Source organism: Streptomyces sp. NPDC058665, assembly GCF_042714995.1.
Lineage (GTDB): Bacteria > Actinomycetota > Actinomycetes > Streptomycetales > Streptomycetaceae > Streptomyces.
Map to the genome: position 1 here is coordinate 129,222 of NZ_JBHXRX010000008.1, position 20,482 is coordinate 149,703.

Sequence of the window (20,482 nt, forward strand, 5' to 3'; positions counted from 1 at the left end):
TTGGTCGTTGCCGGGGCCTCTTCTTACCCGGTCCGCGGGCGGGTTTGGGTGGGCCTCGCTTACCTCGCCCGACCCACAGTAAAAAGCACTTCTCGCCGGCGCAATGAGCGGAATGGGAGCGGCAGTAGCGCAGCATCTTTCACAACACGTAGATCAGGTGGTCTTCCTGGGGGCGCTCCCCGGGAAAGAGAGGCAGCTAGCCGCCGAGCTGAACGTGTCGCACTTTGTTGCGAAACTCTCCCGCCCGATCGCCCTGACCCGCACCGGACAGAGTCACAGCTCCGTGGCACGGGCGCTCGGCCTGAACCTCCGCACCGCCGGCAAGTACGCCCGGGCCCGCACGCCTGCACAGCCTCGAAAGAGTTGTCCCGTAAAAGCTCTCCGAGATGTCTCGGGTGGTTGATCGCAATGAAGCCCTTTGATCTATCCGGCGAGGGCGAGGTTGTGCATCTGTGCGATTCCGCCCATGCCTTGCAGTCGTTGCGGTTCCCGGGGAGCGGTCGGCCGACCACGACGACACGGCGGGTGTCGGCGACGGTGTGGTCACCGGTGGGGACCAGGGTGCCGTCGACGATGAGCACCGTGTCCTTGGCGAAACGCTTGCGAGGGCGAAGCCCGAGCAGCGGTCCAAGGTGGTCGATGATCCGAGATCCGATCCGCCGCCGACTTGGATACCCCGAAGAGCAGCCCAAGCTGGCGCGTCGTCAGGTTGGTTCTCCAGTACGCCGCGACCAGTAGGGCCCGGTCCTCCAGCGGGAGGCTCCATGGCCGACCCTCGCGGACCGCGTCCGCGCCTTGGCGCCGTAAAACCGTCACCAGCTTGCCGAAGCAGCGCGGGCTCAGCCCGGTGCACGGGGTTATCCAGGAAGGCTCCGACGCCGTGATCACACCAGCCACACCAAGATCATCTCATTGCGTGACCTGCGGTTGCAGAACAACCCTTAGAATGCGTCGAGTTGGTGTGGCATCTTCATGTGCCTCACGCGTCTAGAGGGGCAGCGGGGCGGGCGTGAAAGAAATTCTGTACTGGTCACCGAGGAAACTCGAACATTTCTACCTTCCGGGTAGGAAATGGGGCGTGGTGCCGAGTGAGGTGGAGCTCTCTGGGCTGGGCGCCTCGGTCCGCATGGCTTCCTCGCCCTCTATCGAGGGCGAGGAAGGAGGTCAGTTCCGAAAATTGGCGCGTGTGGCTAAGCACTTGACGAAAAAATCGGCGCCTCTATCTGAACTGCGACGTCCATGGGAGGTGGGGGACTGGTTCCAATTTGATTACAAAATGCGCTACGGTCGAGTCGCTAATTTTTCGGGCGAGCATGCGGCGATTTTTTACACCTCGGGAATCTTTGAGGCCGGCGGTCTGTTCCTGTTCGGCAGTGCCCACCACATGGTTGGGGAAGCGCCGCAGGCAACGACGCATTACACCTCAGCATTAGATTGGCTGTCATCTACTGCGGATCACCTGGAGGATGACCCCGATTATGTGGTCGGAGATGGGCGTAGGCTCCAGGTCTACTGGGAGCTGCCGCGGTTGGCACTTGAAACGACTATCCGTCGACTTCATAGAGAAAATAAACTTCTCCCTGCTGTGCGACTTAGCGGCCTAGCTCGTATCCTCCTCCTTCAGCCTCCCTGCATCTGGCCGAACAGCGGATATCAAATTGGTCCACTCATCGTAGGGAGCCCTCTCTATGTAGAAATTGGGCCGTGGAATCCGAAGTGGTAGATCCAGCCGATAAGGAAAAGGTTCTCACGGCTCAGGTGGGCGCCTCGTGATGAGCGTCAGTTCTGAATGCGGTCCTCGGTGTAGTTGTTGCCGGCCACGGCCGTGCAGCCCAGGAGCTTGATCCTCATGTTCGCGACCATCAAGTCGTCATCGACGCCGACACCCGGCTGGTCGTCGTGGTCGGTCGCTGCCCGGTAACCGCAACGACTGCAAGGCGTGGGCGGAATCCGGCGCGAGGGACACCGTCGGTACGACGATGACCATCGCTTACGGCGGCTATCCGGGCGCCGCCCTCGATGAAGGAATTGGCCGGCCGACTGTACTGCAACGCACCCAACCTCAGCTTCGTCATGAATCAGCTCACCGGTCGGGGACTCGTCGAACGTTCCGTCGACCCCGCCGACCGCCGTTCACGCGTCGTAGCGCTCACGGAGGACGGTCGGCGGGTACGAGCCGCGGTGATCGAGGCGACACTGGCTCTGAGCCCTTTCGCCCGTCTGGACACCGATGACCTGCTCAACCTGGTGAGTCTCCTGAGGAAAGCGCTCGAACCGACCCCAGGTCCGGCGTGAGATTCGGCGAACTTCACGACGTAGCAGCCATCGGTCGCGATTTGCTCATGCGCTGGCCCGACAGGGCGTCGCGGTGTGCCTCGAACGTCTCGGTTCGGCGAAGCCCCCACCCGTAGACGACCTTGAACAACGTGGCGTCGCGGTAGGCGGCGAGGCCCCCTGTCTCAGCCCGGGAGGAGCTGCTGGCCGCCGTCGATGTCGTAAGTCGCGCCGGTCAGCGCCTCGTTCACCATGATGTGTACGGCCAGGGCCGCGACGTCGGCGGGGCCGACCACCCGGCGGATCGGCAGCTTCGTGCGCAACTCCTCGCGCCGCGCCTCCAGTTGATCGCCCAGGAGTGAGGCCGACAGGGGCGTGTCGACGAAGCCGGCGGCGATGAGGTTCACCCGGACCGGCGCCATCTCCAGTGCCAGGTTCGCGACCAGGGGAGGCAGCGCCGCGGTCATGGCCGACAAGACCGACATCCCGACAGCGGGGCGTCGGCCGCCCGTGCCACCGACGAAGAGCAGCGTGCCCCCAGCGCGGACCTTGGCACGGCTGTAGAGGGCGATGCCGAGCGTCAGTGCCATGCGCTCGTCGAAGCCGCGCACCGCCTCGGCGAGGTCCATGCCGTCCAGCGGCATGTACGAGGGGGTGCCCGCGGTGCTCAGGACATGGTCGACGGGTCCGGGCAGCTCCTCGAAGAACGTCCGGAGGCTGTCGCTGTCGGTGGCGTCGAAGGCCGCCGTGCTGACGGGGGTGACCTCGGCCGCTGCCTGTGCCAGCCGCTCGGGGTTGCGGCCGGCCAGCACCACGTCCGCGCCGCGGGACCGTGCCAGGCGGGCGGTCTCCAGCCCCATCCCGGCGCTGCCGCCGATCACCACCACGGTCTGGCCCGCCATGTCCGCCGGGCCCGCGGCTCCCGGAGCGCTCGCCGTCGCGTTCATGAGCTGCCACCGCCTCCAAGGGGCTGCCGTCGTCCCCCAGCGACCATTGTCCCGCCGAGGGCCGGTCCCCGCCTGTCCGCCGAGGAGCGCGGGAGAGGACCGGCCGACGTACACGCCCACCGCGTCCCGCTCGGGCAGGTGAGGGCGGTGGGGTGCCTGCTCAGATCTGGTTCGTGCCTCCGTCGACGTAGATGTTCGCGCCGACGACGTAGCTGCTCTGTTCCGAGGCGAGGAACGCCACGACTGCGGCGGCCTCTTCAGGCCGGCCCATACGGCCCTTGGCCACCGTCGCGGCGACGTTCTCCTTGACGGCCCGCGCGGTCTCCTCGTCGCCGAATGCGGCGGTGCCCCCGGGGGTCTCGATCCATGCCGGCGAGATCGCGTTGACCCGGATGCCACGGTCCTTGAGCTCGTTGGACCATGTCCGTGCGAAGGACCGGACGGCCGCCTTCGATGCCGCGTACGCGCCGAACGCCTCTACTCCGCGGTCGCCGGCCGTCGAACCGACCAAGACGATCGACGCTCCTTCGTTGAGCAGCGGCAACGCCTTCTTCACGGTGAACAGCGTGCCTCGGACGTTGACCGCGAAGGTCTGGTCGAAGTGCTCCTCGGTGGTCTGTTCCAGCGTCACGAACGCACCGACCGCCGCGTTCGCCACGAGCACGTCCAAGCCCCTGCCTCGGGCCCGGACCGCCTCGTAGAGCCGGTCCAGGTCCTCCGGATTCGAGATGTCGCCGACGACCGCGGTGGCCCGGTCCGCTCCGATGGTCTTGACGGCGGCCTCCAGTTCGGACTGGCGTCGGCCGGTGACGAAGACGTACGCGCCCTCGTCCGCCAGCCGTACGGCGGTGGCCAGACCGATACCGGTGCTGCCCCCGGTGACCACCGACGTCTTGCCTTCCAGCTGTCCCATGTGGGTGTCTCCATCACTCTCTCGTTGCCGATCCGTTCGACATCGATAGTGCGGGAGATTGGGGATACTATCCATGATGCAGAGTCCGGCATTCTTTACGTATCGTCCAGGACCTGTGGTCGGTGCTCGGATGTCGGGATCTCGGGATCCAGTGGCCGACACCTCGCGGACAGCCTCCGCGCACACGCCGGCGTGCGGCGCCCCGCCCGTCCGGGCGGGGCGCCGCAGGCGGCGGGCTCCGCATGGCTGAGCCCGCCCGGGTCAGCCCGCGAGCTGCTTCTTCAGTGCCTCGACGTCGTGGACGTTGGACATCTGCACGAACTTTCCGTCATGGATCCGGTACAGGGCGAACTCGTCGATCTCGATCGGAGCGCCGGTGGGGGCCACCCCGAGCCATTCCTTCGTGGGGGTGCCGTGGTTGACGGAGTGGCAGGCCAGGATCTCACCGTGGATCGCCACCTCTTTGATCTCCCAGTGCATGTCGGGAACCGCGTCGGTGATGCCCTTGAGCGCCGCGACGACATCCGCGCGAGTGGCCGGCTGGCCGTGCGAGAGGATGGACTCGTCGACGAACTCGTCCATGCGGTCGAACTCATGCGCGTTGAGCGCATCGCAGTAGCGGTCGTAGAACTCGCGAATATTGAAGTCGGACATGACTGCCTTTCTCACCCGGTGTCCGCGGGCTGCACTTGTGTACTCATTGTTCACCTGCGACATCGATACTGCGGGAGATCGGGGATACTATCCATGATGCAAAGTCCGATATTCTTTACGTATCGTCCAGGAGGTGTCGTCGGTGCTCGGTTTTCGGGATCCAGTGGCTGACGCGATCGGCCTGCTCCGCCCCCGCACGGTGATCGGGCCCAGTCTCCTGGCCGCGGGCGAGTGGGCCCTGCGCTTCGACCCGTTCCTGCACGTGCGGATCGGGGGCCTCGTGCGCGGCACCTGCTGGTTGGTCCTCGAAGGGCACGAGCCGGTGCTCCTGCGGGAGGGTGACACCTTCATGCTGGGCAACCCGCCGCCGTACGTGCTTGCCAGCACGCCCGACGCGAACCCGCGCCCCGCGGGGCCGGTGCTGGCGGGTGCCGAGGACGGGTTCGTGCGGATCGGCCCGGAGTCCGAGGAGGACCTCTATCTCTGCGTCGGGCACATCGCGTTCGACGACAAGAACGCGGCCCTCCTGACCGATCTTCTGCCGCCGCTCGTGATCGTCCGCGTGGCCGATCCTCATGGCGGGCGGCTCGCGCAGCTGATCGATCTCCTGGCCACCGAGGTCGGGGTCGCCGCCGCTGGCGGCCCGCTGGTGCAGAACCACCTCGCACAGATCCTGCTCGTGCACATGCTGCGCGCTCACGCCGGTCAGACGGACCGGCCCACCGGCTGGTTGGGCGCCCTGAACGAGGACGGCATCGGTGCCGCCCTGCGTGCCGTGCACGCGGACGTGGCCCACTCCTGGAGCCTCAAGGAGCTCGCCGAGATCAGCCACATGTCGCGTTCCGCGTTCGCCCAGGCCTTCAAGAACCATGTCGGGGTCCCGCCGTTGGAGTACCTGATCCAATGGCGCATGAGCCTCGCGCGCGACGCCCTCGCCCGCGACACCCTGTCGATCTCCGAGCTCGCACGGGAAACGGGCTACCGGTCCGAGAGCGCGTTCAGCACCACGTTCCGCCGCGTGGTCGGATCATCGCCCGCACAGTTCCGGAGCCAGGCACGGCAGCCGGCGCACTCGGCCGCGAACGGAAGCTGAAGGAGGCGCGCCCCGCGGCCTCTCCTGTTCTTCGCCGGCGGGCCGAGAGTGCCCGGAGGCGCCGTGTCGTTCTCACCCATTGCCCCACCGTGAATGATAGCGCTTCCTGACATAGGCATCCCGTCGATCCCGACCACCTAACCGCCTCGTTCTCAGGCCTCGCAGCTACGGTCGGCCGACACACGCCCTCCGGCCGCCAATGGCGCACAATCTTTCCAGCGTTGTATAGAAAGCGCTTTCCCGACTGTTGCCTTTTCAGTGAGGGCTGCCCTTCACTGAGAGCGGCAGCCCGTCAGCCACTGGACCGCCGGCTGCCTCGGCCCTCAAGGAGGAAGGCCTATGCGGCCGTTCGTCGCACTCTTCTCAGCACTGTTCCTCGTGCCCCTCGTTCCAGGCCAGGCCGCCGCACAGCCTCCCGACATCCCACCCCAGCAACCGGGTGTGACCATGCGGGTGTTCGACGTGCAGGTGCCTCTTGAGGACTTCTGCACGCTCAAACCCGGCCAGACACCCAACATCGACCAGCTGAAGCCGACGATCGACTGGACCACCCCGGAAGACTTCGGGATGGGCGAGAACTTCGTCACCGAGGTCACCGGCTACCTCAACATCCAGACGCCCGGCAAGCACAACTTCCGTATCACCAGCGACGACGGATCCCGGCTGATCGTCGACGGCACGGAGATCATCGACAACGGCGGCAAGCACGGCCCTCAGCCGAAGGACGGCTCGGTCGATCTGTCCGAGGGGCCTCACCCGCTGCGCATCGACCACTGGGACGGCGCCTTCACGCAGCGCCTCCTGCTGGAGTGGCAACCGCCAGGTGCGGCCGGGTTCTCCCGCGTGCCCACGTCCGCGCTGAGCACCGACGCCGATGTCACCCGGGTCACTTCCCCCGGGCGCAAGACGTGCGAGGGCGTCGACGAGTCGCCGGGCGACGGCCTGCCGCTGAACGGCGTGCACCCCGACTACACGCTGACGAACCTGCGTCCCGACGGCTTCGAGCCACAGGTCACCGGCATGGACTGGCTGCCGGACGGCCGCATGGCCATCAGCACCTGGGGCGGCAGCAGGGAGAGCGAACTCGGCGAGGTGTACCTGCTCGACAACGTCACCGGCGCCACCGACCCGTCGAAGGTGACCAAGAAGCTGGTCGCCAAGGACCTGTTGGAGCCGATGGGCCTCAAGTACGTCGACGGCACCCTCTATGTGTCCGAGAAGGACGGTCTGACCGCGCTGATCGACAAGGACGGTGACGAGGTCACCGACGAGTACCGGACGATCGCGACGTGGCCGTTCGGCGGCAACTACCACGAGTTCGCGTTCGGCCTGCTGTACGAGAAGGGCCACTTCTACGTCAGCACGGGCATCGCCATGGTTCCCGGTGGCGCGACCAGGGACCCACAGCTCGTGCCCAACCGCGGCAGCACCCTCAAGATCAACAAGGACACCGGGAAGGTGTCCTACGTGGCCGGAGGGCTGCGCACACCGAACGGCCTCGGCTGGGGCCCGGAGGGCGACATCTTCGTCACCGACAACCAGGGCGCGTACGTACCGACTTCGAAGCTGGTGCGGATCAAGCAGGGCGCCTTCTACAACCACCACACGAACCCCGACGGCGTGTACGACAGCCAGCCGGTGACCGAGCCTGTGCTCTGGCTGCCGCACGGCGAGATCTCCAACTCGCCGAGTAATCCCCTCGTACTGCCCAAGGGCCCTTTCGCCGGCCAGATGGTGTTCGGTGACGTGACGTACGGCGGCTTGCAGCGGGCGTACCTGGAGAAGGTCGGCGGCGAGTACCAGGGCGCGGTCTTCCGTATGACGCAGGGCCTGGAGGCCGGGGTCAGCCGGATCAGCCTCGGGCCGGACGGGGCGATCTACACCGGCGGTATCGGCGACACGGGTAACTGGGGCCAGCAGGGCAAGCTCAAGCACGGCCTGCAGAAGCTCTCGCTCACTGGCGACGACGCGTTCGACATGCGCGCCATGCGCGCGGTCAATGGCGGCTTCACGATCGAGTACACCCAGCCGCTGTCCGAGGAGACCGCCGAGGACCTGGTGGCCAAGTACACCGCCGAACAGTGGCGTTACGTGGCGACTCCGAGGTACGGCGGCCCGAAGGTCGACGAGGAGACCCTCGACATCACCTCGGCGACACTGTCCGCCGATCGCAAGACCGTGACGCTGAAGATGGAGGGCCTGCGGCCCGGCCGGGTCGTACACGTCCAGTCCCCGCGTCCGTTCGCCGCGGAGTCCGGTGCCGAACTGTGGAGCACCGAGGCGTGGTACAGCCTCAACACACTGCCCAACGGCTCCAAGCCGCCGCCGGTGTACGAGGCGGAGTCCGCGTCGCTGGACGGCGGGACCGGGTTCAACGACAACCACTCCGGCTACTCCGGCGCGGGGTTCATCGACCGCAACTGGGAACCGGGCGCCCGCACCACTTTCGCCGTCCGAGCCGACAAGGCCGGCCGGCACGACCTCGCCCTGCGGTACGCGAGCGGAATGAACTCCGACCCGGAGCCCGTCCCCAGGTCGATGAGTGTGTATGTCAACGGCGAGCGCCTGAAACAGATCTGGCTGGACAGTACACGCACCTGGAACACCTGGGCGACCCACGTCGAGTCGGTGCCCTTGCGGAAGGGCGCGAACACCGTCTCCTACGTCTACGAGTCCGCGGACGACGGCCATGTGAACCTCGACAACCTCACCGTCACTCCGACGAAGCGCACCACTCTGTTCGACGGGTCCAACCTCGACGCGTGGGAGGCGGCGGCCGGCGGTCCGGCGAAGTGGCCGGTGGCGGACGGCTCGGTGGAGTCGCTCGGCGGGGACATCCGTACGAAGGAGAAGTTCGGCGACTTCCGGATGCACGCCGAGTGGTACCAGCCGGACTACCCCCCGGAGGTGACCGGACAGGCCCGCGGCAACAGTGGCGTCTACATCCAGGAGCGCTACGAGATGCAGGTACTGGAGTCCTTCGGGGTCAAAACGCCCCGTAACGACGATGCCGGCGCGATCTACCGGCAGAAGGCGCCGGACGTCAACGCGGCCACCGCGCCGCGTACTTGGCAGAGCTACGACATCGAGTTCCGGGCGGCTCGCTTCAACAGCGCGGGGGAGAAGGTGGAGAACGCGCGCGTGAGCCTCCGTTGGAACGGCAAGCTGGTGCACAAGGACGTGGCCATCACGGGCAGCACCGGGGCCGGCCGGCCGGAAGGCCCGGCACCCGGCCACATCAAGTTGCAGGACCACGGGGACCCCGGTGCGAACCCGAGATTCCGCAACATCTGGATCGAACGGCTCTGAACCACCATCGCCACCTCTCGTGGCGGACCCGCTCCAGCACTGCGGCGGGTCCGCCACGAGCGTGTGCGCGTGATGGTCGGTACCAAAGCAGGCGCGCAGCCGGGAACCGGCCTGTTGGCGCGATGAGTTCGGGGACCGGTTGACGCTCACCTGTGCGCCCCTCCCGCCCCGCGGGATTCTCGGCTGTGGCAGAGTCCTACAGGTGGATGAGCTGCGACCCCAGGATCCCGCGCGCATAGGCGTGTGGCAGATACTCGCCCGGCTTGGCGCGGGCGGCATGGGACAGGTGTATCTCGGCCGCTCGCCCGGCGGCCGGCTGGTGGCCGTGAAGGTGATCCGGGACGAGATCAGCGACCATCCGGAATCGCTGGCCCGGTTCCGGCGGGAAGCCGCGACCATGGAAACCGTACGCAGCCCCTACACCGCCCAGTTGATCGAGGCGTCGCTCGACGCGTCCCCGTACTGGCTGGCCACCGAGTACGTGCCAGGACCCACGCTGCGTGAAGCGGTGCGCGCGAGCGGGCCGTTCCCGCCCGAGAGCGCGCTGCGGCTGTTCGCCGCGCTCGCCGAAGGGCTGGCGACCGTCCACCGGCACGGGGTCACGCACCGGGATCTGAAGCCGCAGAACGTCATCCTCGCGCCGCAGGGACCGCAGTTGATCGACTTCGGGATCGCACGGGGGCAGGAGTGGACGGCGCTCACGCAGGTCGGAATGGCGCCGGGTACACCCGGGTACGCCGCGCCCGAAGTGCTGCTGCGCAATGAGGTCACCCCGGCCGCGGACATCTTCGCGCTGGGAGCGACGATCGCCTACGCGGCCACCGCCCGGCCCCCGTTCGGCGGCGGGGACGCCTCGGCGGTGAGTTTCCGGACCGTGCACGAGGACATAGACCTGACGGGCGTACGGGACGATCTGGCCGCGCTGATCCGGCGATGCGTCGCCAAGGACCCTGGCGAGCGGCCCGAGTTGGCCACGGTGATCGCCGGATGCGCGGTGGACTCGGCGCTGACCGCGGACGCGCACTACCGGTCGGTGGCCCGCGATACCGAAGCCGTACCCGAGCCCGTGTCCGAGCCCGAGCCCGAGGCCGTGTCCACCGCGCGGTCGGCGGAGTCCTGGCGGTGGGGGGACCCCGAGACCACCCCCTACGCCGCCCCGGACCCTCAGCCGCCGGCCCCCGCCCGGCCCGCGCGTCGCAGGGGCCTGCTCGCGGTCTGCGCGGTGGCGCTCCTCGTACCGCTGGGGCTCTGGCTGCTCCACGGACAGGGCGACGACGATCAGGACCCCGAGGCGGCGCCCACCACCGGCACCACCGGCGGCACCACCACCGACCGGCCTGCCGCCAAGGACGACCAGGCGGACCAGGCGGACCAGCCGGACGGCCCACCCGACCACATCGTGAACGACCGTGAGTCGCAGGACCGTTGGGCCCTGTCGGACGATCCGGAACAGGCCGCCCAGGGCATCGGCTCCTGCGACCTGGCCAGTCTCGTCGACTCCACACCGCCGGCGGGCCTCCAGTCCTCCGTCTCCTACACCAGCGGCTCGGGCACCGCATCGGTGTCCGTCCGCCCCCAGGCCGCCGGGAGCGGAAAGCGCCCGGCACCGTACTACGTGTCCATCGCGGTACGCCCTCCCCACAAGATCGACCGCGCCACCGGCCGCCCCCTCGACTCGGCCGGAAAGGACGTCGGCTTCACCAGCAAACCCGTCGACCTCTACTCCCGGTGGTCGTCCGGCGGAACCATCAAGCTCCAGTACCCCGACGACTTCCGGGCCCACTTCGACGACGGAACCCTCGACGCGATCCCGGTGAACGACGACCCGGGCGACTGGACCGTGGTGCTCCATCACGTGCAGGGCGGCCCCGCCAAGTACAAGACCATCGGCTGCAACGGCTTCCACGCCTGAGCCGAAAGACACGCCCTAGACCTGGTAGCGGGAGTGATGGATGTGCCAGACGTAGGAGGACGCGACGGACTTGAGAGCCTGCGCGTGATCGGACAGCGGGCCTTCGCCGGCTGACAGTTCGACGATTCGGGCGGCGGCCACCTCGGCCCGCCGCTCGCACATACGGGAGGCCAGCCGGAACGCCTCTTCGAGGTCGCAGTCGTGCTGTCGCATCAGCAGCGAGGGCAGGCTGAGCGTCCACGGCCCGTCCCGGGCTGTCTCCTTCGCGTACGAGGCGAGGTCGTTGATCCAGCCGGCGAGGTCGGCGACAGCCGTCTCCAGCTCTCGGACCGGCGCCAACGACCTCTCGGTCTCGCTCAGTTCGTACCCGAGAAAGACCTCACCCGTCGCGACGACGGTCCGTACGAAGACCGTGTGCGGCCGCATCGCGCGATAGTCGCGCATGGTGATGTGATCGGGCCTGTTGAAGTGGTGCGCCTCCCAGAGGATGCCGAAGAGGTTGTCCCGCAGGTGTGCGGTGAGCCGCAGATACTGAACGGGTGTGGCCCGCTCCCGAAATCGGGCCAGCAGGTCACCCAGCGCGTCGGTGAAGGTACTTGGGCCGCTCGCTGGCTCGTCGTGGCCGGCGATGAGGTGGACGCAGTCACCGATCACGCGGGCCAGTCGAGCCGGGTCGCGGGCCCCCGTGGCCTCACCGTGCGCGTCGTCGAACGCGGTGAGCCACAGGAAGAGGTCGGCGCAGAGGAAGAGGTCGTCCCGCCCGGCCGTCGGGAAGGTGCGGGCCACGCCCTGGCCGGTGATCTGGGACAGGGCGCCCAGCGCGCGCTCCGAGTCGACGAGCGGGTACGTCCGGAGCCACCGCGCGGCGTGGCGCTCGATGTCGTCGCTGTACGCGCTGGCCGGGAAGGGACCGGGAAAGGAGCCCCGCAGATCGGGCATCGGCAGGGCAGCACGCGAGTGGGTGCGGATCGCGTCGTTCATCGGGCCTCTCCCGCGACGGTGTGATGCCTGAGTTCCGGCACCATGTGAAGGGAAGAGGGGCGTGTGGTGATCTCTCCGACCGGGCGTACGGTGCCAGGGGTCGGCCGCAGCCGCCAGCGGTGCGCGACCATTGCGGTGATGATGGTCGCCTCGGTCCAGGCGAACGCGTCGCCCATGCACATGCGTTTGCCGGAACCGAAGGGGATGAAGGCGCCCTTCGGCGGCTGGGGGCGTTCGGGGAGCCAGCGGTCGGGGTCGAAGCGCAGGGGATCGGGGTAGAGGGCGGGATCGCGGTGCAGCGCGTAGGCGCTCCAGATCACGTCCGAGCCCGCGGGCAGGGTGAACTCGCCCAGTGTCACGTCCGAGATGGCCTGTCGGGTCACGAGCCACGCGGGGCTGTACAGCCGCAGGGTCTCGCTGACGAGCCTGCGGGTGAGGACGAGGCGGGGAACGCGCTCGGCGGTGAGCGGGCCTTCGGCGAGGACGGCGTCGACCTCCTCGTGGAGTTGGCGCTCCAACTCCGGGTTGCGGCCCAGCTCGTGGAACAGCCAGGCGAGGACGACCGCGGTGGTCTCGGAGCCCGCGGCGAGCAGCGCGGTGACCTCCGAGAGGATCTCGTCGTCGGGCAGTGTCGCGCCGGTCTCGTCCTGCGCGGTCAGGAGCAGCGACACGATGTCGTCGTACGCCTCGGGGTGCGCCCGGTGTTCCGCGATGATGTCGGTGACCGAGGTGCGCAGCGTGCCGCCGGCGGCGTCCGCCTTCCGATTGCGCCGGGTGGGCAGTCGTTCCAGGGCGGATATGGGCAGCAGGGCCCGCCGCAGGGCGGTCCTGAAGACGGTGTCGACGCTGTCGAGGATCTCGTGGGCGGGATCCCGCTCGGGCCTCGCGGAGAACAGGGCCGACATGACGACGCCCTGGGTCATGAGCTGCATCTCGGTCTTCAGGTCGAGTGGGCTTCCGCCGTCCCACGCCGTGATGTACGGCCGCACGGTTTCCCGCATCGTGCTGACGTAGCCGGCGATCTGCTCGCGGTGGAACGCCGGTTGCATCAGGCGGCGTCGACGCAGATGAGGCTTGCCCTCGGCGACGGGCAGGGCGTCCTTGCCGAAGAGTTTGAGCTTCTCGAAGAGCAGCCCCTTGGTGAATTCGTCGGCCTGGCTGGTGAGCATCTGGTGGATCAGCTCGGCCGAGTTGATCACCGTCAGTGTCTTCGGGCCGACGGTGATGCGGACGATGGGGCCGTGCGCGCGCAGGCTCTGGACGAAGGCGAGACGGTCCTTGATCAGTGGTACGGCGTGTCCGATGAGCGGCAGCTTCCCGGGCGCGATCGGTGGAACGTAGCTGGTGGTCGTCATGTGTCTGCCCTACCTTTCCGCGTCGGTGGGTGTGGTCGTCTCCCGCCCGGACGGGCGGGGTCGGGTCCGCAGCAGCTCCCGCACGGCGAGGACTTCGGCTTCGATCATGGCGCCGGGGGCGTAGAGGGTTTTGTCGTGCCAGAGCGCGGGGTGGTGGCCGGTGTTCGGGACGCCGTTCAGATAGGTCTCCGCGCGGTGCAGGGCGCGGGCATGCTGTGGCCGGTGCTCGGCGGCGGACAGCAGGATCTGTGCGGCGTACGCGGTCTCTTCCGCGGTACCGCCCCACACCCCCCAGGAGCCGTCGTCACGCTGGGTGTCGACGGTCCAGGCCACTGCTGTCTCGACGGCCGTGGCGGCGTGGTCCGCGCCGTACTGCCCGCCGTACTGCTTGAGCGTGGACACACACCGTGCGGTGGCGTAGTAGGGGGAAGCGTGCCATTTGTCGGGCCACGTTCCTTCGGGCCGCTGCTGGCCGACGAGCCAGTCGCGCAGCTTGTCCGTCCGGGGGCCGTAGGTCCGCTCCGCCCCGGGGTGCCGGCGCTGGTGGGCGCCGAGCGCCTGGAGGGCGTGGGCGTTCGCGGTGACGGACCCGGTGTCCTCGCCGATGTAGCAGTCGTAGTGGCTGCCGTTGTGGAACCGGTCGAGCGGCTCAGGACCGTGCGGCAGGCCGACCAGTGAGGACACCAGCACGGCCATGGCGGTGTCGTCGGCGTCCGTCATGAGCCCGGGGGCGCCGCGTACTCCCCGGGGATCGTAGATCTCGGCGGCCCATCTCCGCACGGTGGGCAGACTGACCGCCGGCAGGCCGGCGCGAGCCAGTGCGGCGGCGACCCACAGGCGCTCGAAGACGAGGATCGGGGCCGCCTCGGGGAAGCTACCCGCGTAGCGCCGTGCCACGGATTCGAGGGCGGCGACGGTCCCCGCCGAGGGTGATGTCGGGGCTGTCGCGGCGCGGGCGGCGGTGGCGGCCGGTGAACTGCCCAGCAGGTCGGGCCTGTCGGGTACGAGCGTCTGCGGGATGTACGCGGCTATGCCTTCGAACGTGTGGTGCAGCTTGACCGGGAGGCCGCCCGCCGAGGCGTACCGCTTCGCCGCGTACTCGGGCAGGGCTCGGTCGTAGCCGTGGGGCAGCGCGAGTTGGGGCCCGGGACGCCAACTGTCGGGGACCGGTGTCCTGTTGTCGACCGATGACGCGTTGTCGGCGATGAGGGGGAGCTGCTCGTTGATCCTCGCGACCAGGCTGGGGACGAGGATCTCGGCCGCGGCGGTGTCGGGCCATGGTCCTGCCGGGGGAAGTGCGCGCAGCGCGGCGAGACCTCTGTCCACCGCCGTAGCGAGCCGCCGGGTCGTCTCCGCGGGCGTGGCGGTGGTGCCTCGCAGGAGGACCGCCAGTGCGGCTTCCACGGCGCTGAGCGTCGGCAGCAGGCGGTAACGCTCCGGTCCTTCACCCCAACTGCCGTCGGAGGACTGCTCGTTCAGCAGATAGGCGATCCGGCCCGGTTCCCCGGGCAGCCAGGGAGCCGCCGAGATGACCCGGGCGGTCTCGTACAAGGAGGGGCGGACGCTGCCCCATCTGTCCTGGTCGACCTTGGCCACCAGGTGTGCGGCCTGTTGGGAGTAGGGCGCGTTCACGACCGTGTCGCTCATGGGCTTTTCCACCTCACGGTTGCGGTGACGGCATGCGGGTGCGCGGTTATGTCTGCCGGTCCGTGGCGGCCAGTGCGATCTGGCGCAGCTGGGCGGAGGCCGCTTCCGGGAAGGGCGCAGCGTCCAGTGCGGCGAGGGCGGCGTCCCGGCGTTCGGTGATCATTTCTTCCACGGTCTGCCGGGCCCCGGTGGACTCCAGGATCGCTCGTACCTCGGCGGCCTGGTCCTCGTCGAGGTCGCTCCGGCCGACGAGGTCGCGCAAGGTCTTGCGCTCGGTGGGCGAGGCTCGCTGGACGGCGAGGGCCATCAGTACGGTGGCCTTGCCCTCGCGCAGATCGTCCAGTATCGGTTTGCCGGTCTCGGCGGGATCGCCGAACACACCGAGCAGGTCGTCGCGCAGCTGAAACGCTTCTCCTAGTGGGATGCCGAACGCGGTGCAGGCGTCGAGCACCGCCGGGGCGGCTCCGGCCACCGCCGCCCCGATATGCAGGGGGCGTTCAACGGTGTACTTGGCGGTCTTGTAGCGGATGACGTGCAGCGCCGTTTCGAGGTCGCCGGTCAGCCGCCCGGTGGTCTGAAGGTCCAGGAGCTGGCCGTACACGATCTCGTTGCGCATGTCGGCCACCAGGGGCGTTACCTGGGCCAGCCTGATCGGGTCGAGGCCCGCCGTATGGAGGAGTTCGTCGGACCACACGAGTGCCAGATCGCCGAGGAGGACCGCCGCGCCGAGGCCGTGTGCCTCCGCACGGCCGCGGGGACCGCCGCTGTCGGTGTACGCGGCGGCCAGCGCCCGGTGCGCGGACGGCTGGCCGCGGCGGACATCGCTGTTGTCCATCACGTCGTCGTGCACCAGGGCGAACACCTGGAAGAGTTCAAGGCTCGCGGCAGCGCGCAGGGCGGCCGTCATCTCGCCGTCGCCTCTGGCGGCCTGCCATCCGTAGACGCACAGTACGGATCGCAGCCCTTTCCCGCTGGTGAGGAACGTGCGCAGGGTGGTGGTCAGATAGAGCAGCTCGGTTCCTGGCGCGGTTTCGTCCTTGGCGTCGAGGAATCCGGTGAGAGCCGCACCCACCTTGTGCCGTACGGACGAGAAGCTCGGCGGACTGGTCCCGGGACGTGTGGTGGTCATGGTGGTTGATCCCCTTTCGGCCGAGAACCGTCTTGGCGGTTCCGTTCGGGCAGAGGACAGGGCCAGGACACTGCTCGTCCCGGGGTGTCACGGTGGTGCGGGTCCTTCGCGGACGGCACCACCGCGACACGGCACGGGAGGGCAGGCTAGGAAGATGCCACCGACGCGCGGTCGCCTGCGGCCGACGGCGACCCGCTGTCCGTCTTCGGACCGGCGGAACCGCGGCTCCAGGGGGTGATGCCTTCGGCGTCGGGGGTCAGGGGAGTGAAGGTGGCCGGAAGTGACGTGAGAGTCCGGTGGATGGGCCCGTCGCGATAGGTCAACTGATCAGCCGGGACGGCCAGTTCGATGTCCGGCAGGTAGCTGGCGAGCCTTTCGATCGCGGCGGTGGCGATCAGCAGGGCGAGATCACGAGCCGGGCAGGCGTGCGGCCCGGCGGCGAACGCCAGGTGCGCCTTGGTGCCCGAGCGGTAGCCGTCGGCCGGGATCCCCGCGTGGGGGCAGGTGTTCGCTGCGGCGTACGAAACCATGACGGGGGATCCGGCGGGGATGTGTGTGCCGTGGAAAGTGATGTCCTTCTTGGGGAAGTGGAAACTGTAGTTGGCCAGTGGGGAGTCGTGCCAGAGCGCGTCGTCGATGGCGTTCTGGACAGGCAGACTTCCGGTGGTGAGCGTGCCGAAGTACCTGTCGTCGCTCAGCATCCGGACGCACGTGTTCGCGATGAGGTTGGCTGTCGTCTCGTTCCCCGCACCCAGGACGATGATGATCTGGTTCATCACCTCTTCCGGGCTCAGCCCGTTGGGGTGGTCGATGAACCAGGAAGTCAGGTCGTCGCCGCGCTTTTCGGCCTTGGTCTGGATGAGGGTTCCCAGGTAGGCGCCCAAGGCCTGGGCACCGGCAGCCTTTTGTTCCGGATCGGTGTCCATCATGGCGGCGAGAGCCCCCACCAGCGGGGGCCCCTGTTCGTCCTCCATACCGAACAGGGCGTTGAAGATCATCAACGGCAACTGCTGTGCGTACTGGCTGACGAGGTCGACCTTGCCGGTGTCCGCGAACTCCTGGAGGAGCCTGTCGGCGTAACGGAACGTCAGAACCCGGACGTCGTTGGGGTCGAGGAGGGCGAAGCTGTCGGTGATCACCTTGCGCAGGTGCGCGTGCTCGTCGCCGTCGGCGAAGAAGAGACTGGGCCGCCACTCCACCAGGGGCCTGATCGGACTGTTCTCCGGAACCTGGGACAGCCAACTGCGGGTGTCCTTGGTCCAGGTGGCCGTGTCCTGGAGAAGTTCGAGCGCCGCCCGGTAGTCGGTGACCAGATGGACGGTGAGACCGGTGTCGATCTCCGCGACGCCCACCGGTCCCTGGAGACGGAGCAGTTCGTAGCTGTGCTGAGGATTCGCCGCGTGCGCGGGCCCGTGCAGGGGCACGGCTGTGGCGGCTGGTGGTGTGATACTCACGGGGCTCCGACTCCGGCCGAGGATATGGAATGGGCGGTCAGTGCGATGAGTGCGCCGAGAGTGCTGTCCATCTCGCGGGCATCACAGGTGACGAGTGGGGTGGTTGGGGCGAGGTCGAGCTTCTTGCGCACGATCTCCAGGTCGTAGTCCGGGGAGTCAGGGAAGGTATTGACTGCTACGGCGTACGGCAAACCGCGCTCCTCGATGAGATCCATCACCTCGAAGGATTCATCGAGGCGCCGGGTGTCGACCAGAACGAGTGCGCCAAGGGCCCCGAAGGCGATGCCCTCCCACAGAGGAAGGAAGCGGCGCTGCCCCGGAGTTCCGTACAGATACAGGACAACTCGGCCGCCCGGGAGGGTCAGTCGGCCGAAGTCGATGGCGACCGTGGTGGTCGTTTTGTCCCGCAGGCCGACGAAACTGAGATCGTCGGCGCCGGCCGCAGCGTCCGTCATGACTTCGTCGGTGTGGAGCGTGGGGATCTGTGAAAGCGTCTTGATCGCCGTCGTCTTGCCGACACCGAGGGGACCCGCGACCAGGATCTTGGCTCTCTGGTGGTCCCCTTCGGGGAGGTACACGGGACGCGGGCTAGGCGACACGGAGTGACTGGAGTCCACTCAGCACCTCTTCCATGAGTTGCATCGACGGCCGACCGGCGCGCGAGGGGGCGAGAGCATCGGGCACCGGCACACTTGCCCTTAACACGCCGTCACTGACGAGTTGTTCGGCGAGCATCAGGCCGACACTGGCCGGCAGCCCGAGATAGGCGGCGATCTCAACTGCCGTGAGGGAACCGTCCGTCACCAGCTCGACGACTCGGCGGTGCACCGGCGTGTGATAGGCGGCGAGCGGCAGGCCGCTGGCGCGCAGGGCCGTCAGCGTATCGAGGGTGGTGGGCAACGGGGCGCCGCCGGCTCCGGTCGCCAGATACGCCGGAAGCAGGCGCCGCTGATGACCGCGGCTCATGACGCGCTGTCATGGCTACGGGCGGAGACAGACATGTGCTGCTCCCCGAGCTTCTTCGCCTGCCGCGCCATCATGTGGACGACCACGCCCATATGCATCGAATCGTCACCCGCGGCCGCGATCAGGGTGTTGGCACCGGCCGGCATGACCATGTAGGTGCCCTCGGCGATCTTCACGGTGACGGTCTCGATGGGCGTGTCCGGCGCGGCCCCCAGCGCCGGGATGACGGCGGCGCGCGAGGCGGCGTGCAGGGCGGAGGTCATCGCGGCCACACCGTCCGCGTCGTCCACCGAAAGGTTCTCGGACCGGGCCTGGACCATCCCGTCGAGGGTCATGAGCAGGGCGTGGCGGACTCCGGGGATCTCGGTGATGGGGTCCAGGTACCAGGTCTCGTTCTCGCCGTTGGGCATGGTCACTGTGTTTCCTCCGAATCAGAATCGGTTCGGCCACCTTCGAGGCCGTCCTGGAACTCACTCCAGGCCTTGCGAGACCGCTCCGGGTCCGGGGCACGGTACGAGGGAACGGTGAGACCGCCGGCGGTTGCCGCGGGCCCGCGGCGGCGACGCTGTGGCAGACCGTCCGCACCGTCCGGCGCGGTGGCACGCGACTTCTCCTCGTCGGCCGGGGTTTCGGTCGCGGTGGCGGTTTCGGTCGCCGCGGAGGGCCGCCGCTCCGCCTTCGGCGCCACGGCCGCCTGAGGAGCCATCGCGGACGGCGGCTCGGCCTCCTCGTCGATCGAGGCCAGAAGGTTCGGGGGAATGGTCACCACAGCGCGTACACCGCCATAGGGAGACGGATTGTCGACGGAGACATGAAAGCCGTAGTCGGCGACGAGCCGGCCGATGGCGACGAAACCCTGGGACGGCGGGTCGCCCAGCTCGGTGAGCATGACGTCCTGGCTGTCGGCCGATACCAGCCGTACACCCCGCGCCGCCGCTTCCGCGGTCATGCCCTTGCCCGCGTCGTCGACCGTGATGCTGACGTTGCCGTTTCCGGTCTGGATCAGGCTGACATCCACCGCGAGGTCGTCACGGGAGTGCTCCAGCGCGTTGGCCATCAGCTCCGCGCACGCCACGGCGACCGGCTCGGCGGCACGTCCGACGATCCCGACGTTGGAGGCTATTCGCGAGTTGATCTTTATCCGGTCGAAGCCGCGCAGCCGGGAAGAGGCACCCGTGACGAGCTCGGCCACGTACGTGTCCTTGCGGACGTGCCCCGGCCACGCCCCGCAGACGATGGCGGTCCGCTGGATGAGCCGCAGATTCTGTTCGTTGAGATGGTCGGCGGCGAGCATACGGTGCGTCAGCTGCCGCGACCCCGTGAACTCCCTCTGCAACGCGTCGAGTTCCGACTGGAGGCGGTACGACAACGCCTGCGAGTCCTGGCTCGCGCCGCGCAGGGCGGCCCTGGCGGCGGCGTCGACGCGGCGGCGCTCGGTCAGGACGATCTCAGAAACCTTGGTCAGTACGGAGTCGAGGAGTTCCGCGTCCTCGGGCCCCGCCGTCTTCTCGTGGAGCAGCCCGGGGACCGGGTGGTGAGAGCTGATCAGGTTGAGTTTGAGGGCCGGAAGCCGGGCCGAGACGAGATGACTCACCTCGGCGCGGAACCGCTCCTCGCGGGCCTCCGCGTCATCCGTGCGGGATTCGGCGGAGCGCGTACGAGCCTCGGCGCTCTTCAGGGCTGCGTCCATTTCTCTGCACCGTCGCACCTGTTTGCGACGTGAGAGCGCCAGCAGCAGTGCGACGGCCGCCATGACGACCGTCACGGCGCCGAGCACAACGGCGGGTTCTGAGGGAGAGGTCACGGAAGAAGGGTCCTAGGGGTTCGAGGGGGGAATGGGCGGGGGAG

Annotated in this window: 17 protein-coding genes and 2 pseudogenes; 6 read left to right on the forward strand and 13 right to left on the reverse strand. The window is 68.3% G+C overall.

Features of this window, described 5'->3' with window-relative positions; all coding sequences use genetic code 11:
- Positions 1–455: 455 nt before the first annotated feature.
- A pseudogene (locus ACFWV8_RS07450) lies at positions 456–897 on the reverse strand (transposase family protein); the annotation flags it as partial.
- Positions 898–1,009: 112 nt separating this feature from the next.
- On the opposite strand from ACFWV8_RS07450, the gene ACFWV8_RS07455 reads away from it, so the two are divergent.
- The 3 genes and pseudogenes from ACFWV8_RS07455 (at position 1,010) to ACFWV8_RS07465 (ending at position 2,295) form a co-directional block, all read left to right on the forward strand.
- Positions 1,010–1,723: an SAVMC3_10250 family protein gene (locus ACFWV8_RS07455; protein WP_384198820.1), complete on the forward strand. Its 714-nt coding sequence runs from the start codon at positions 1,010–1,012 to the stop codon at positions 1,721–1,723.
- A 134-nt stretch (positions 1,724–1,857) separates the two neighbouring features.
- Positions 1,858–2,018 (forward strand): annotated as a pseudogene (locus ACFWV8_RS07460) (IS5/IS1182 family transposase); the annotation flags it as partial.
- A gap of 1 nt (position 2,019) precedes the next feature.
- The gene (locus ACFWV8_RS07465) at positions 2,020–2,295 is read left to right on the forward strand and encodes a MarR family winged helix-turn-helix transcriptional regulator (RefSeq protein WP_384198821.1); all 276 of its coding nucleotides are present in this window, start codon (positions 2,020–2,022) and stop codon (positions 2,293–2,295) included.
- A 164-nt stretch (positions 2,296–2,459) separates the two neighbouring features.
- Here the strand turns inward: ACFWV8_RS07465 and ACFWV8_RS07470 are convergent, their stop codons facing one another.
- The 3 genes from ACFWV8_RS07470 to ACFWV8_RS07480 form a co-directional block, all read right to left on the reverse strand.
- Entirely contained in the window at positions 2,460–3,221 is a 762-nt protein-coding gene (locus ACFWV8_RS07470; RefSeq protein ID WP_384198822.1) for an SDR family oxidoreductase, read from the reverse strand.
- A gap of 160 nt (positions 3,222–3,381) precedes the next feature.
- Complete coding sequence (locus ACFWV8_RS07475) at positions 3,382–4,134, reverse strand: SDR family NAD(P)-dependent oxidoreductase (protein ID WP_384198823.1); 753 nt, start codon at positions 4,132–4,134, stop codon at positions 3,382–3,384.
- A 261-nt stretch (positions 4,135–4,395) separates the two neighbouring features.
- Entirely contained in the window at positions 4,396–4,788 is a 393-nt protein-coding gene (locus tag ACFWV8_RS07480; protein ID WP_384198824.1) for an ester cyclase, read from the reverse strand.
- A gap of 163 nt (positions 4,789–4,951) precedes the next feature.
- On the opposite strand from ACFWV8_RS07480, the gene ACFWV8_RS07485 reads away from it, so the two are divergent.
- The 3 genes from ACFWV8_RS07485 (at position 4,952) to ACFWV8_RS07495 (ending at position 11,102) form a co-directional block, all read left to right on the forward strand.
- Positions 4,952–5,881, forward strand: a complete 930-nt coding sequence (locus ACFWV8_RS07485) for an AraC family transcriptional regulator (RefSeq protein WP_384198825.1) — start codon at positions 4,952–4,954, stop codon at positions 5,879–5,881.
- Between the two features lie 339 nt (positions 5,882–6,220).
- Complete coding sequence (locus ACFWV8_RS07490; protein WP_384198826.1) at positions 6,221–9,190, forward strand: family 16 glycoside hydrolase; 2,970 nt, start codon at positions 6,221–6,223, stop codon at positions 9,188–9,190.
- Positions 9,191–9,392: 202 nt separating this feature from the next.
- Positions 9,393–11,102 (forward strand): serine/threonine-protein kinase, encoded by a 1,710-nt coding sequence (locus ACFWV8_RS07495; RefSeq protein ID WP_384198827.1) that lies wholly within the window; start codon positions 9,393–9,395, stop codon positions 11,100–11,102.
- Between the two features lie 15 nt (positions 11,103–11,117).
- Here ACFWV8_RS07495 and ACFWV8_RS07500 read toward each other — a convergent pair whose 3' ends face one another.
- From ACFWV8_RS07500 to ACFWV8_RS07540, 9 genes are all read right to left on the reverse strand, one after another.
- Positions 11,118–12,083, reverse strand: coding sequence for a terpene synthase family protein (locus tag ACFWV8_RS07500; RefSeq protein ID WP_384198828.1), 966 nt, complete (start codon positions 12,081–12,083; stop codon positions 11,118–11,120).
- Positions 12,080–13,438 (reverse strand): cytochrome P450, encoded by a 1,359-nt coding sequence (locus tag ACFWV8_RS07505; RefSeq protein ID WP_384198829.1) that lies wholly within the window; start codon positions 13,436–13,438, stop codon positions 12,080–12,082. The genes ACFWV8_RS07500 and ACFWV8_RS07505 overlap by 4 nt, the downstream gene beginning before the upstream one ends.
- A gap of 9 nt (positions 13,439–13,447) precedes the next feature.
- Positions 13,448–15,085 (reverse strand): prenyltransferase/squalene oxidase repeat-containing protein, encoded by a 1,638-nt coding sequence (locus ACFWV8_RS07510; protein ID WP_384198830.1) that lies wholly within the window; start codon positions 15,083–15,085, stop codon positions 13,448–13,450.
- A 46-nt stretch (positions 15,086–15,131) separates the two neighbouring features.
- The gene (locus tag ACFWV8_RS07515) at positions 15,132–16,214 is read right to left on the reverse strand and encodes a polyprenyl synthetase family protein (RefSeq protein ID WP_329378511.1); all 1,083 of its coding nucleotides are present in this window, start codon (positions 16,212–16,214) and stop codon (positions 15,132–15,134) included.
- A 146-nt stretch (positions 16,215–16,360) separates the two neighbouring features.
- On the reverse strand, positions 16,361–17,668 hold the full coding sequence (locus ACFWV8_RS07520) for a cytochrome P450 (protein ID WP_384198831.1): 1,308 nt from the start codon (positions 17,666–17,668) through the stop codon (positions 16,361–16,363).
- Complete coding sequence (locus ACFWV8_RS07525; protein ID WP_384198832.1) at positions 17,665–18,246, reverse strand: ATP/GTP-binding protein; 582 nt, start codon at positions 18,244–18,246, stop codon at positions 17,665–17,667. Before ACFWV8_RS07525 ends, ACFWV8_RS07520 begins: the two co-directional genes overlap by 4 nt.
- A gap of 10 nt (positions 18,247–18,256) precedes the next feature.
- The gene (locus ACFWV8_RS07530) at positions 18,257–18,634 is read right to left on the reverse strand and encodes a DUF742 domain-containing protein (protein ID WP_329378505.1); all 378 of its coding nucleotides are present in this window, start codon (positions 18,632–18,634) and stop codon (positions 18,257–18,259) included.
- The gene (locus ACFWV8_RS07535) at positions 18,631–19,044 is read right to left on the reverse strand and encodes a roadblock/LC7 domain-containing protein (protein ID WP_329392158.1); all 414 of its coding nucleotides are present in this window, start codon (positions 19,042–19,044) and stop codon (positions 18,631–18,633) included. The genes ACFWV8_RS07530 and ACFWV8_RS07535 overlap by 4 nt, the downstream gene beginning before the upstream one ends.
- Positions 19,045–19,046: 2 nt before the next feature.
- Positions 19,047–20,438 carry an ATP-binding protein gene (locus ACFWV8_RS07540; protein WP_384198833.1) on the reverse strand — a complete coding sequence of 464 codons (1,392 nt, stop codon included), beginning with the start codon at positions 20,436–20,438 and terminating at the stop codon, positions 19,047–19,049.
- Between the last annotated feature and the right edge of the window lie 44 nt (positions 20,439–20,482).